The 13,432-nt window shown below is 72.7% G+C and carries 7 protein-coding genes; 3 read left to right on the top strand and 4 right to left on the bottom strand.

Translation table 11 applies throughout. The annotated features are described in order from the left end of the window. Positions 1-98: 98 nt before the first annotated feature. Positions 99-1,364: an SBBP repeat-containing protein gene (locus tag LZ198_RS37805; RefSeq protein ID WP_253977009.1), complete on the top strand. Its 1,266-nt coding sequence runs from the start codon at positions 99-101 to the stop codon at positions 1,362-1,364. Between the two features lie 103 nt (positions 1,365-1,467). Beyond that, complete coding sequence (locus tag LZ198_RS37800; RefSeq protein ID WP_253977008.1) at positions 1,468-4,176, top strand: M1 family metallopeptidase; 2,709 nt, start codon at positions 1,468-1,470, stop codon at positions 4,174-4,176. Positions 4,177-4,234: 58 nt separating this feature from the next. Here LZ198_RS37800 and LZ198_RS37795 read toward each other — a convergent pair whose 3' ends face one another. Further along, positions 4,235-4,732 carry a TPR end-of-group domain-containing protein gene (locus LZ198_RS37795; RefSeq protein WP_253977007.1) on the bottom strand — a complete coding sequence of 166 codons (498 nt, stop codon included), beginning with the start codon at positions 4,730-4,732 and terminating at the stop codon, positions 4,235-4,237. Between the two features lie 253 nt (positions 4,733-4,985). Here LZ198_RS37795 and LZ198_RS37790 point away from each other — a divergent pair, with 253 nt between their 5' ends. After that, positions 4,986-8,645, top strand: coding sequence for a DUF3857 domain-containing protein (locus LZ198_RS37790; protein ID WP_253977006.1), 3,660 nt, complete (start codon positions 4,986-4,988; stop codon positions 8,643-8,645). Between the two features lie 21 nt (positions 8,646-8,666). Here LZ198_RS37790 and LZ198_RS37785 read toward each other — a convergent pair whose 3' ends face one another. The 3 genes from LZ198_RS37785 to LZ198_RS37775 all read right to left on the bottom strand — a co-directional run bounded on the left by LZ198_RS37785 (position 8,667) and on the right by LZ198_RS37775 (position 13,387). Beyond that, positions 8,667-9,851: a serine hydrolase domain-containing protein gene (locus LZ198_RS37785; RefSeq protein WP_253977005.1), complete on the bottom strand. Its 1,185-nt coding sequence runs from the start codon at positions 9,849-9,851 to the stop codon at positions 8,667-8,669. A gap of 203 nt (positions 9,852-10,054) precedes the next feature. Further along, the gene (locus LZ198_RS37780; RefSeq protein WP_253977004.1) at positions 10,055-12,223 is read right to left on the bottom strand and encodes a bifunctional alpha,alpha-trehalose-phosphate synthase (UDP-forming)/trehalose-phosphatase; all 2,169 of its coding nucleotides are present in this window, start codon (positions 12,221-12,223) and stop codon (positions 10,055-10,057) included. A gap of 15 nt (positions 12,224-12,238) precedes the next feature. Beyond that, positions 12,239-13,387: a hypothetical protein gene (locus tag LZ198_RS37775; RefSeq protein ID WP_253977003.1), complete on the bottom strand. Its 1,149-nt coding sequence runs from the start codon at positions 13,385-13,387 to the stop codon at positions 12,239-12,241. Positions 13,388-13,432 lie beyond the last annotated feature (45 nt).

Genomic DNA, 13,432 nt, shown 5'->3' with positions numbered 1-13,432 from the left:
TGAGGCCATGGCGAGTCAGCACGAGCCCACGAGCGCGCGGACGATCGCCGCTCGGACCATGGCGCAGGTGTTCACCCTTCTTGGAAGAGGAGTCCGCGATGAAGCAATCCCTGTGGAGCATGGTGGGTCTGGCTGGCGCCGTCTGCGTGTCGGGCGTTTCCCTGGACGCCCAGGCGCAGCTCGCGTCGTCCGGCTGGGCCCGCCAGTTCGGCGCGACGTACGAGGACCAGGCCCAGGCAGTGGCCGTCTCCGGCAGCAGCGTGTATGTCGTCGGCCACACCGCGAACGCGCTCGGCGCGCAGCCGTACGCGGGGAGCCAGGACATCTTCCTGGCGAAGTACGACAGCGCCGGCAACGCCCAGTGGGTCCAGCTCCTCGGGACGCCGGAGCGTGACCGCGCCACCGCCGTCGCCACGGACGCCCAGGGCAACGTCTACGTCGTGGGCCACACCTTCGGCGGGTTCGACTTCTACGTGAACGCGGGCGGCCTGGACTCCTTCGTCGCCAAGTACGACGCCCAGGGCAACCGCCTGTGGCTGCGGCAGTTCGGCACGCAGATGGACGACTTCGCCACGGGCGTCGCGGTGACCGACAAGGTCTTCGTCGCGGGCTACACCGGCGGCAGCTTCGCCAACGGCGGCAACCCCTTCCAGTACGACGTCTACGTCGCCCTCTACGACCTGGGCGGCAACCCGTACTGGCTCCAGCAGTACGGCTCGCCCAACAGCGACGTGGCGGCGGGCATCGCCGTGACGCCCTCGCACGAAATCTACGTGGCGGGAGAGACGACGGGCAGCATCGACGGCGTCACCACGCCCACCGGCAGCGACATCTTCCTGCTGAAGCTGGACATCCTCGGCTCGCTCCAGTGGGCGCGGCAGCTCGACGCCTCCGGCAACGACCACGGCACGGGCGTGGCGGTGGGCCCGGACGGCGGCGTCTACGTCTCCGGCTACACCTTCGGCGAGCCGGACGGGAACGTCTCCAACGGCCTCTTCGACGCGCTGCTCGCCCGGTACGACGGCGCGGGCAACCGCCAGTGGAGCCGCCTGGTGGGCGGGGCCGGGGCCGACTACGCCCACGGCGTCGCGGTGACCGCCAGCAACACCGTCGTGCTCGCCGGCCGGGTCGGTGACTCGCTCGACGGCCTGCCGCACGCCGGCTGGGACGACGCGTTCATCGCCCGGTTCACCGCGGGCGGCACGAAGCTGTCGTCGCAGGTGTTCGGGACGGCCAGCCTCGAGATGACGCGCGGCGTGGCGGTGGACGCCGCCGGCAACGCGTTCGTCGCCGGCTCCACGTACGGCGCGCTGACGAGCGCCCCCAGCGCGGGCGGCTACGACGCCTTCCTCATCCGGTTCTGACCGGAGAATCCCGCTCTGACGGGCCCGGCGTCGAATCCAGAGTCAGGGTCGTTCCGCGCCCTTCCCGGTGGCCAAACGGGGAGGGCGCGGTAGTTTCGGCCTCATGCGCTGGCACCTCCTCCTCATCGTCCCCGCGTTCGTCTCGCTGCATTGCGGTCACGCGCCGCAGACGACTCCCTCCGAGGCTCCCCCACCCGTCGCGAAGCAGGAGTGGCCGGAGCCCCTCCCACCGGACCTGCGGCTGCCGGACTCCGTGCGGCCCACGCAGTACACGCTGGACCTGAAGCTGCTCTCCACGGAGCCCACGTACACGGGCACCGTCACCATCGACGTGGAGGTGCGCGAGCCGGTGCGCCAGGTGTGGCTGCACGGCCAGGACCTGGAGATCGGCTCGGCCCGCGTGGAGACGGAGGCCCGCGCGCTGGAGGCGAAGGCCGTCACCGCGAGCGACGGGCGCCTGGGGCTGCTGCTGCCGGAGGAGCTGGCGCCCGGCAAGGCCCGCATCGTCATCCCCTTCACCGGCAAGGTGGACCGCGAGCGCAGCCGCGGCATCTATTCGCAGGAGGAGAACGGCCTCAACTACCTCTACACCTTCTTCGAGCCGGTGGACGCCCGGCGCGCCTTCCCCTGCTTCGACGAGCCGGGCTTCAAGGTGCCGTGGAGGCTGCGGTTCACGGTGAAGGCCGGGGACGTGGCGCTCGCCAACCACCCGGTGGAGTCGAAGGAGGCGCTGCCGGACGGGCTGGAGCGCGTCACCTTCGCCAACAGCAAGCCCATGCCCAGCTACCTCGTCGCCTTCGTCGTGGGGCCGTTCGACGTGGTGGAGGCGGGCACCGCCGGACGCAACGCCGCGCCGCTGCGCTTCATCGTCCCGCGCGGCCGCGGGGGCGAGACGCGCTACGCCGCCAGCGTCACGGGGCGCATCGTCCAGGTGCTGGAGGACTTCTTCGACCAGCCCTACCCCTACGAGAAGCTCGACGTGGCGGTGGTGCCCCGCTACTGGGGCACCATGGAGCACCCGGGCATCGTCGCCCTGGGCCAGCCGCTGACGCTCATCCGCCCGGAAGAGGAGACGCTCGATCGGCGCAAGTGGTACGTCAACATCGCCGGCCATGAGCTGGGCCACTACTGGTTCGGCAACGTCGTCACCTGCCGCTGGTGGAACGACATCTGGCTCAACGAGTCGCTCACCTCGTGGCTGGACCGCAAGACGATGGGCGGCTTCGATCCGAAGTGGGGCTACGCGCAGGAGGCGGCGCTGAACTCCATCGCCAGCGCGCTGGAGGCGGACGCGCTCGCCTCCACGCTGCCGGTGCGCAAGCCCGCGGACACGCACGACGACGTCATCGGCTCGTTCGACAACTCCACCACCTACGCCAAGGGCTCCGCCATCGTCGGCATGTTCGAGGCGTGGCTGGGCGAGGAGAAGATGCGCGACTTCCTGCGCGCCCACGTCCGCGAGCACGCCTGGAAGACGGCCACCGCGGACGACTTCGCCGCCACGCTCGCGAAGTCCACCACCCCGGAGGTGGCGCGCGCCTTCCGCAGCTTCATCGACCAGGCCGGCGCGCCGCGCATCTCCGCCGAGCTCCAGTGCGCCCCGAACGCGGCGCCGAAGCTGAAGCTCTCCCAGGAGCGCTACGTGCCCGCGGGCTCCACCGCCAGCGCGGCCCAGACCTGGTCCGTGCCGGTGTGCGTGCGCGCCGGGGGCAAGCAGGGCGAGGCGCGCACCTGCCAGCTGCTCACCGCGCCCACCGGCGAGCTGGAGCTGGGCGTGAAGGGCTGCCCCTCGTGGGTGCTGCTCAACGCGGGGGGCCTGGGCTACTACCGCACCAGCTACACGCAGGCGCAGCTGGCGCAGGTGCTGGCCGTGCCCAAGGGCACGCTGTCGACGGCCGAGCGCATCACGCTCCTGGCGGACGTGGAGGCCGGCGTGCGCCGAGGGGACCTGCCGCTCGCGGTGGCCATGAAGCTGGTGCCCACGACCGCCAAGGACCCCGACGAGGCCATCGTCGCGCGCGGCGCGCGGCTGTTGCGGCTGGTCAACATGGAGGCCCTCACCCCGGCCGAGCGCGCCCAGCTGCGCGCGTGGGCGGGGACGCTGTACGGCCCGCGCGCCCGCGGGTACGGCTGGCAGCCGAAGCCCGGCGACAGCGACGAGGTGCGGCAGCGCCGCGCGCGGTACCTGACGCTGGCCACGACGCTCGGCGAGGACCCGGCCCTGGTGCGCGAGGCCGGCACGCTGGCGCGCGCGTGGCTCGCGGACCGCAAGAGCGTGGACCCGGAGGCCGTGCCCCTGGTGCTGCACGTGGCCGCGCGCAACGGGGACCGGGCGCTGTTCGACACGCTGCTGACGCAGGCGCGCAAGGCGGAGGACGTCAACGAGCGCAACGAGTTCCTGGGCGCGCTCGCCGGCTTCCGCGACCCGGCGCTCGTCGGACAGACGCTGGCGCTGGTGGCGAGCGGCGAGTTCGAGATGCGCGACAGCCGGCCCCTGCTCGTGAGCGCGCTCCTGGCGCCGGAGACGCGGCGGGCGGCGTGGACGTTCTACCGCGAGCACTTCGACGCGTTCGCCCAGAAGGTGCGCTCGGACGAGCTGGGCTGGCTCATCCAGATGACGGGCTCGCTCTGCGACGACCAGGGCCGCCAGGAGCTGGAGTCGTTCCTCGGACCGCGCGTGGCCAGGCTGGAGGGCGCGCCCCGCGCCTACGTCCGCGCCCTGGAGTCCGTCCGCCTGTGCGTGGAGGCCGACCGCCTGCACCACGCGGGCGTCCAGGCCTTCCTGCGCGAGCTGCCCCGCGCCTCACGCTGAAGGCCCCGGCACCGCGGACCGCGCCCTCCTCGTGACGGGGGCGCGCGGTCCCGGGCCGTCAGTCCGCCGGCGCCATCGTCTCGTCGCCCCGTGAGGACTCCGGCGCCTCCCGGGGCGGCTGGGACCGGAGCCGCTCGACGATGCCCGCGTAGCCGGGCAGCATCCGGACGTTGGCGAGGTCCGGGTCGCCCTGGAGGTGCCGCAGGTCGTCGAAGCCCGCGTCCACCGCGCGCTCCAGCCAGCCGAGCGCCTCCTCCCGCTCCATGGCGACGGACGCCGCGCAGGCCGCGTTGTAGGCCACGGACGCCTGCCGGGCGCCGGCCGCCCAGGCCTTCCGGTACAGCGCCAGGGCCTGGAACATGTCCCCCTTGCGGAAGGCCACGTCCGCGTCGATGGCCACCCGCGTCGAGTCCGTGGGGGCCAGCGCCGACCCGCCCTCGGACGGCGCGGCCGTGTCGGACGCCGCGGGCGCCTGCTCCCCGGGCGGGGGCGCCGCGGCCCTCCCGGCGCAGGCGACGAGGTTCAACACGGCGAGCACGACGACGAGTGGGCGCATGGGGCGGCTCTCCAGGGGAGCGGACACGGGCGCCCCGACGCACCGGGGCCCCGCCGGACACTCTAGAACGCGGAAGGGCCACACCTGCCCCCACCTGTCGTCATATCGTACCCAGGACACATTTTCGGTTGCCTGTCCGCCGTCCGGGGCCACATGCAGGGGAAGGCCCTGAAGGGTCCGCCTGTTCATCGGCGTCGGCGCCCGCGCTTTTCGGGGCCCGGCGCCCATTCGCACGTCGCAACGAGGAGAACGGATGTCCCGCTTCACATGGCTGGCCGCAGTCTTCGTGCTCACCTGCCCCCTCTGGGTGCAGGCCCGGCCCGCGGCGGACGAGACGGCCCGCGTGTACGCGGCCGAGGCGCTGAAGCAGGCCTCCTCGCCCCGGGGCGCCGCCGGTCTGCTGCGGCTGCACTCCCTGGTGGACGAAGTGGAGGACCTCACGCCGCTGGTGAGCACCTACTCGCTCATCGCCTCGCGCCGCAGCTACGACGCCAACACCCGCGCCACCGCGCAGCTGCTCCTGCTGGACACCGAGCGCGCCCGGGGCCGGCTGGTGCGCGCCAACGAGGTGAAGCAGTGGATGGGCTTCGTCGGCGACTACTACGTCGTCGGCGGCTTCGACAACGAGGGCAAGTCCGGCTGTGACACGGACTTCGGCCCGGAGGCGGCCAACCTGGACCTGGGCGCCAGCTACCCCGGCGCCAAGGGCCGCGAGGTGTCCTGGCGCAAGCTGACGGCGAACACGGCGGACGGCTACGTCGACCTGTCCACCGCCATCCGCCCCAACCGCGAGGCGGTGGCCTACGCCGTCACCTGGCTGGACTCCCCCACGGAGACGCGCGTGGCGCTGGGCCTGGGCACCTCCGGCGCCTTCCGCCTGTGGGTCAACGGCCAGCTCGCCGCCAAGGACGACCGCTACAACCTGCCGCGCCCGGACCAGTCCCGCGTGTCCGTGAAGCTGCGCAAGGGCCTCAACCGCGTCCTCCTGAAGGTGTGCCAGGAGACGGGCCCGCTGGGCTTCTACCTCCGCCAGGAGCTGCCGTCGCTGCGCGCGTCGCTGCCGGCCAAGGCGCCCGCCCTGGAGCGCGGCGCGCCGCCCGCGCCCCAGACGCTGCCCACCCTCACCTCCGCGCTGCGCGCGCTGGTGGAGCGCAGCCCCAACGACGCCCAGCTGCGCGGCGACTACGCGCGGGTGCTCGGCTTCTACCGCGCCTTCGACGACCGCGACCACACCGCCACCGTGGAGGCCACGCGCGCGGCCACCCAGGCGCCGCAGGACGCGCGCCTGCAGATGCTCGCCGCGGGCGTGCAGCGCGACGACCTGAACGAGCGCCGCCGCTTCCTCGAGGCCGCCATCGCCGCGGACCCCACGCTGTCCGAGGCCCGCGTGGCGCTGGCGGACCACGAGCTGGAGCGCGGCCACCCCGAGCGCGTCATGGCCCTGGTGGAGCCCGTGCTGGAGAAGACGCCGGACGACTCCGCCGCGCGGCTGATGCTCGCGCGCGCCTACGACGCCCTGGGTGAGCGCCCGCGCGCGCACGCCCTGGTGGAGGAGTCCTTCCGCCGGCAGCCCCGCCTGCCCCGCGCCGTGCGCGCCGCCGCCCAGGTGTCCCGCCAGCTCGGCCGCCACCGCGAGTCCATGGACCGCATGCGCGTGGTGCTCGCGCTGCGCTTCGACGACACCGGCACCCGCCGCGCCCTGGCCGCCCTGCTGGCGGACTCCGGCCAGGTGGAGGCCGCCGAGCGCGAGTACGCGCAGCTCGTCACCCTCAACCCCTTCGACAACGGCGCCCGCGTGCGGCTGGCGGAGCTGAAGGCGAGCAACGGCCAGGTGGACGACGCGGTGAAGCTCTTCGCCGAGACCCGCGCGCTGTCGCCCGACGAGCCGGAGGTCTACGAGCGCGAGGGCCGCGCCCTGCTGGCCGCCAGCCGCCGCGAGCCGGCGCTGGCCGCCTTCGAGCGCTCGCTGGTGCTGCGTCCGCAGAACCCGGGCCTGAAGGAGGCGCTGCGCGCCCTCAAGGGCGAGACGTCCGGCGCGGGCATGCAGTACCTGGTGGACGCCCGCCCCCTGGCGAAGGAGGCCGAGGCCTACGTCCACGAGGACGCCATCTACCTGGTCGACAACACCTACGTGCGCGTCCAGAAGAGCGGCCTGTCCAGCCGGCTGTCGCAGATGGTGGTGAAGGTGCAGAACGCGCGCGGCGTGGACGCCTTCCGCAACCTGCCCATCACCTACTCGCCGGACCGGCAGGAGGTGCGCGTGCTGCGTGTGCGCGTGACGAAGCAGGACGGCTCCGTGGTGGACAGCTACGGCGAGAACGACCGCAACATCAACGAGCCGTGGACGGGCATGTACTACGACGCCCGCGCCAAGGTGCTCTCCTTCCCGTCGCTCGCCGCGGGCGACACGCTGGACGTGACGTGGCGCCTGGACGACACCGCGCAGGACAACCTGCTGTCGGACTACTGGGGTGACGTGGAGAGCGTGCAGGGCGTCTACCCGAAGCTGCGCTTCCAGTACCTGGTGGAGATGCCGAAGGAGCGCCCGCTGTACTGGAACAAGAGCCGCCTGGCCGGCGTGGAGAGCGCCCAGGAGACGCCGGAGGACGGGCGCGTGCTGTACCGCTGGAGCGCGAAGCACGTGGCCAAGGTGGTGCCGGAGCCGGGCATGCCGGGCTGGGCGGAGGTGGCGCAGAACCTCCACGTCTCCACGTACAAGACGTGGGAGCAGGTGGGCCGCTACTGGTGGGGCCTGGTGCGCGACCAGCTCCAGCCCAACGCGGAGCTGCGGCAGACGGTGGACACCGTGTTGCAGGGCGTGGACCGCAAGGACGAGCTGGCGGTGGTGCGGGCCATCTACAACTTCGTGGTGACGAACACGCGCTACGTGGCGCTGGAGTTCGGCATCCACGGCTTCAAGCCCTACCGCGTGGACCGCGTGCTGTCGCGCCGCTTCGGCGACTGCAAGGACAAGGCGAGCCTCATCCACGCCATGCTGCGGGTGGCGGGCGTGGACAGCCGGCTGGTGCTGCTGCGCATGCGCAACCTGGGCGCGCTGGACGCGGAGCCCGCCAGCCTCGCCGCCTTCAACCACGCCATCGCCTACGTGCCCAAGTTCGACCTGTACCTGGACGGCACGGCGGAGTTCCACGGCGCGCGCGAGCTGCCCAGCGCGGACCGGGTGGCCAACGTGCTGGTGGTGGAGCCGGACGGCAAGAGCAGCTTCCTCACCACGCCGGAGGCGAAGGCGGCCGACAACGCGACGAAGCTGTCGCTGGACGTGCTCCTGCGAGCGGACGGCAGCGCGGACGTGAAGGGCCAGAGCACGGTGAGCGGCCAGAGCGCGCCGGAGTACCGCCGCGCGTACCGCCCGGAGGCGTCGCGCAAGTCCACCTTCGAGCGCGCGTGGGCGCAGAGCTTCCCCGGCCTGACGGTGAACGAGGTGAAGCTCAACGACACCACGAAGCTGGACGAGGACGTGGCGCTCGACTTCCACATGAGCATCCCGCGCTACGCGGAGGTGCTGCCCAACGGCGTGCGCTTCCTGCCCTTCGGCACGGGCCGCACCTACCAGCAGGCCTTCGCCTCGCTGGCCGAGCGCCGCTTCGACCTGGTGATGCAGAGCCCGTGGACCAACGGCTTCGACCTCCGCTACACGCTGCCCCCGGGCTGGTCGGTGACGGAGCTGCCGCAGGCGGTGGAGGAGTCCAACGCCTTCGGCCGCCTGAAGCTGACCTACCGCGTGGAGGACGGGAAGCTCGTCGCCGAGGGCCTGGTGGCGCTCGACGTCGCGCGGGTGAAGGCGGACGAGTACCCGGCGTTCCGGGACTTCCTCGGGCGCGTGGACCGCGCCTTCGGTCGCCGGGTGCTCATCCAGGGCCCGAGCGGGCGCACCGCGTCGCGGATGCCCTAGTCGTCGCCCGCGTGCCCCGCGCTACGTCGCGGCGGCGCGCGGGGTGAAGGCCGTACGCACGATGCGGTCCGCGAGCGCGGGCCGCGTCCGCGCCATGTGCAGGGTGTTGAGGGAGTAGATCAGCCGGCGGCGGACGTCGCGCGTGGCGAGCATGCCGCTGACGTAGCCCGGGCTCGCCCCCCGCTGGCCCCACAGCGTGAGGCCCTCCAGCGTCCAGCGCGTGAGCCCCGCCGAGTGGAGGGCCTGCCCGCCGCCGACGAGGGGCACGTCCGGCACGGTGAACAGCTCCTCCAACTGGGCCTCCGGCAGGAGGCCGCCCCGGAAGAGCGCGACGAGGAACGTGTCCAGGTCCGCGGTGCTCGAGATCATCTCCCCCGCGGCCCAGGCCCAGGACGCGTTGGCCTCCGTGACGTCCACGTGGCGCCGGGCGCCGTCGCCGTCGTCGATGGATTCGTAGCCCCGGGCGTGGGGGCCCGGGAGGGTGGGGTCGTTGCCCGGCACGGACGTGTCGCGCAGGTGCAGGGGCGCGAGGAGGCGCTCACGCACGGCCTGGGCGAAGGGACGACCGGTGAGCTTCTCGATGAGCAGCCCCGCGACGAAGTAGCCGGTGTCGCCCTCCTCCTGCCGCGTCCCGGGCGTGAAGTGGGGCCCCTGGGCGAGCGCGAGCGCCACGACCTCGCGCGGTGTCCAGCGGCGGAAGCGGTTCTCGAAGAACCAGGCCGGGTCCCGGGCCGGGTGCGGCACCGCGGCCAGGCCGTGGGTGTGGTCCAACAACTGCCGGACCGTGACGAGGCCGTGCGTGGGCGGCAGGAGGCCGGGCAGGTAGTGCTGGATGGGGCGCTCCAGGTCGACCCTTCGCTCGGCGGCGAGCTGGAGGACGACCGTGGCGGTGAAGGTCTGGGTGAGCGCGCCGATGCGGAAGCGACCGTCCGCGGGCACGGGCGCGCCGGTGCGCAGGTCGGCCAGGCCGCTCGTCCCCAGCCAGCGCCCCTCCGGACCGCTGACCCTCACCTGCGCCGCGCAGGCGCCGGAGTCCACCGGGCCCGCGATGACCTGACGCAGGGCCGCGCGGTCCAACGGGGCGAGCGTGGACGGCACTGGCCCCAGGAGCGGAGACAGGAGCTCCACGTCGTTCGCGGCCATCTCTTCGCTCGGGTCCCTCGCCCCGGTGAAGTTCACCACGAGCACGGCCGCACCGACCCGCATTCCCCGTCGCGGGACATCCATGGTCCATCTCCCCTCGAGAAAGTCCGACCCGGAGTATGAACACCGGCAGGCCACGGGGCTGTCACCGCGGGCCACGAAATCTCCCGGCGCCGCGCCCCGTGTCCGGTAGTCGAGGGAAGCCGCCCTCGACTATCGGGCAGCGCGGTGTGTCCTGGCGCTCCAGGACATGGGTATCCGCGACATCAGGGGGCGACCAGCGCCGCGAGCAGTTGACGCACCTCGGCGGGGCCGCTCACACGGTAGGTCGCGCGCGTGGGCTTGTTGCCCACGTGGATGGCGAGCCCGCCCGGCGGCAGCGACGCGAACAGGTCCTCGTCCGTGCGGTCGTCGCCCAGCGCCACCACGCGGGTGTCGGGCGGCAGGCCTCGCGTCGCCTGCGGAACGACGCGCCCCTTGTGGACATCCCGTGGCCGCACCTCCACGACCCTGTCACCCGGCATGATGTCGATGGGCTGGCGCGCGAAGGTGTCCGCCAGGTGGAGCCGCAGCTCGCGCGCCTGGAGCGCGCCGAACTCCGGGTCCACCTGCCGGTAGTGCCAGACGAGCGACGCGGACTTCTCCTCCACGAAGGAGCCGGGCACCCGGGCCGCGAAGGACTCCAGCACGGCGCGCACCGCGCCCTTCCACTCGATGGTGACGCCCTCCAGCATCTGCCACGGCTGGCCGGGCGCCGGGCGGGACCACAGGCCGTGCTCGGCGTACAGGCCCATGGGCAGCTCTCCGAACCACGCCTCCAGCGTCTCCCGCGGGCGCCCGCTCACCACGCTCACGGAGGTGTCCGGGCGCGCCACCAGCTTCCCCAGGAGCGCGAGCAGCTCGTCGTCGGGCGCCGCCAGCTCCGGCCTCGGCGCGAAGCCCACCAGCGTCCCGTCGTAGTCGAGCAGGAGCGAGAGGTGCGGCGCGCCCTTCAGGTCCGTCAGCGCCTCCAGGCCTCCCCGCGTGCTGCGCAGCGACAGCGTGGGCAGCCCCTGGAGCCGGTCCAGGAAGCTGGCGACCCACCAGTGGACGTCGTGCTGCTTCACCTGGGCGCGCAGCGAGCGCATGCGCTCGCGCCGCTCCGACTCGCCCATCTCCAGCGCCTGCTCGATGGCGTCCGCGACCGCCTCCACGTCGTAGGTGTTGACCACCAACGCGCGGTGCAGCTCGTCCGCGGCGCCGGCGAACTCGCTGAGCACCAGCACGCCGTCCTCGTCCGGCCGGGCGGCGCAGAACTCCTTCGCCACCAGGTTCATGCCGTCGCGCACGGGCGTGACGAGCATGACGTCCGCGGCGCGATACAGCCCCGCCAGCTGCTTCTCGTTGAACGAGCGGTACAGGTAGTGGACCGGCACGTTCTGGACGGAGCCGTAGAGGCCGTTGATGCGGCCCACCAGCTCGTTCACCTTCTCCCGGTAGGTGGCGTAGGCGTCCACCTGCGTGCGGCTGGGCACGGCCACCTGGATGAAGCGCAGCCGTCCGCGCCACGCGGGCTCGCGCTCCAGCAGGCGCTGCACCGCCAGGAGCCGGCGGGGAATCCCCTTGGTGTAGTCCAGCCGGTCGATGCCCAGGAGGATGCGCTGGCCCTGGGCGTTGCGGCGGATGGAGGCCACGTCCTCCAGCACGCTCGGGTCCTCCGCCAGCGACTCGAAGACGTGGGTGTCGATGCCCATGGGGAAGGCGCCCACGCGCACCTGCCGGCCGTTCCAGATGACGCGGTCGATGTCCGTGTCCAGCCCGAGCTGCCGCAGGAGCGCGCCGGAGAAGTGCCGCACGTAGCTCACGGTGTGGAAGCCGATGAGGTCCGCGCCGAGCAGCCCCTCCAGCAGCTCCTCGCGGTGCGGGAGCGTGCGGAAGATTTCGGACGACGGGAAGGGGATGTGGTGGAAGTAGCCGATGCGGGCGTCGGGCAGGCGCTGGCGCAACAGGCCCGGCACGAGCATCAACTGGTAGTCGTGCACCCAGATGGTGTCGCCCGGCTGGTAGTGCTTCGCCACCAGGTCCGCGAAGCGCTCGTTGACCTTGCGATACACGTCCCAGTCCCGGTCCTGCCGGGGGACGCGGTCGAGCATGTAGTGGCACAGCGGCCAGAGGACGCGGTTGGCGTAGCCCTCGTAGTAGCGGGCGACCTCGCTGGCCGACAGGTGGATGGGCACGCAGCGCAGCCCCGCGAGCTGGGCCTCCACCTGGGAGCGTTGACTGTCCGACAGACGGGAGACGTCCCCGGGCCAGCCGATCCATACCCCGCCGGAACGTTCGTGGGGACGGCTCAGCCCCGTGGCCAGCCCGCCCGGGCTGCGCACCACGGCGACGCTGTCCTTCTCCACCTTGACGGTGACAGGGAGACGATTGGAGACGAGCAGGAGTCGAGCCATAGAAGGCTCTGACCCTTATTCATTCCGAGCGGGAATGACCATCACCGATTCGCCGGAGGTGGCGGATGGTGGACCCTCTTCCACGCGTCGTGTCGCCCAGCCGAGTCGCGCGAGCAACGCGGGCTCGCGGCCGGGTTTCCAGATGAACGCATCGAGCACGTAGTGCGTGGCCTGCGGCAGCGCGAGCAACGGCACCACGAGCGCGAGCACGTCCGCGTCGAGCAGCCACCCCACGCTTCCGAACAAACCGGGCCGCTCGTGCCACACGAGGCGGTCCCACAGCAGCTCCTCCATGAACGCGAGCGCCCCGAGGAACAGCAGGAAGCCGGGCAGCCCCGCGCTCAGGAGTTCGCTGGCGACGCCGTAGCGGCCCTCCGCGTCGCGGCCCCGCGCGTAGCGGAACAGCAGCGCGAAGTACGGCACGCCGTGCAGCACCACGTTCATCACCGTGAACGTGAAGTCGTCCCGCGCGAGCACGATGCCGCCGAACCACGCCACCCACGTCGCGCCCACCAGCAACACCTTGCCGACCTGGAGCCCCTCGCCGCGCGCCACGCGCAGGGCCTGGAACGTCGCCCAGGCGACGAGCACCCCCGCGTGGAGGACGAGCGCGAGCGTCCCCACCCAGACCGGCAGGCCGGGGAGGAAGTCGCCCTCGACGAACCACCAGAAGCCCCGGGGCAGGTTCGCGTGCCACCAGACGACCGGGCCCACGGTGGCGGCATAGACGGCGGCGGCGTCCAGGCGTCGCTCCAGGGCGGGGGCGCGGGCCTTGCGCGCGTAGAGCGCGGCCCAGCCGTACTGCTGGCGGACGAAGTGGAACAGGGCCACGTAGGCGAAGAGCGCCCAGAACGCGCCCGCGGACACCTGGTACGCGGCCACACCGCACACCCACGCGACCAGCGGGGCGCCCAGGTAGAGGCCGGGTCGCTCGCGCAGGGCGGCCGGGTCCAGGTACGTGCGGAACAGCGTGGACCAGACGTGGGCCACGTCCACGCAGACCACCAGCAGCACCCAGGCCCACGCGGGCGTGTCGCCCACGACGCCGAGCCAGGGCGCCGCGCGCACCAGCGCCACGGACACGAGCGCGCTGCCCGCGAAGACGGACAGGTCCACGCCACGGCCGAACAACCAGCTCTGGGAGGGCGCGAGGAGGCGGGGCATCCGGGTGGAGGAGGCTATCAGCACCACCCCCGGGTTGGGCCATGC

The sequence above is a fragment of the Myxococcus dinghuensis genome, assembly GCF_024198235.1.
In the GTDB taxonomy this organism is placed as follows: Bacteria; Myxococcota; Myxococcia; order Myxococcales; family Myxococcaceae; genus Myxococcus; species Myxococcus dinghuensis.
The sequence above is the reverse complement of the archived record's forward strand: the minus strand, read 5'-3'. Positions and strand labels throughout refer to the sequence as shown.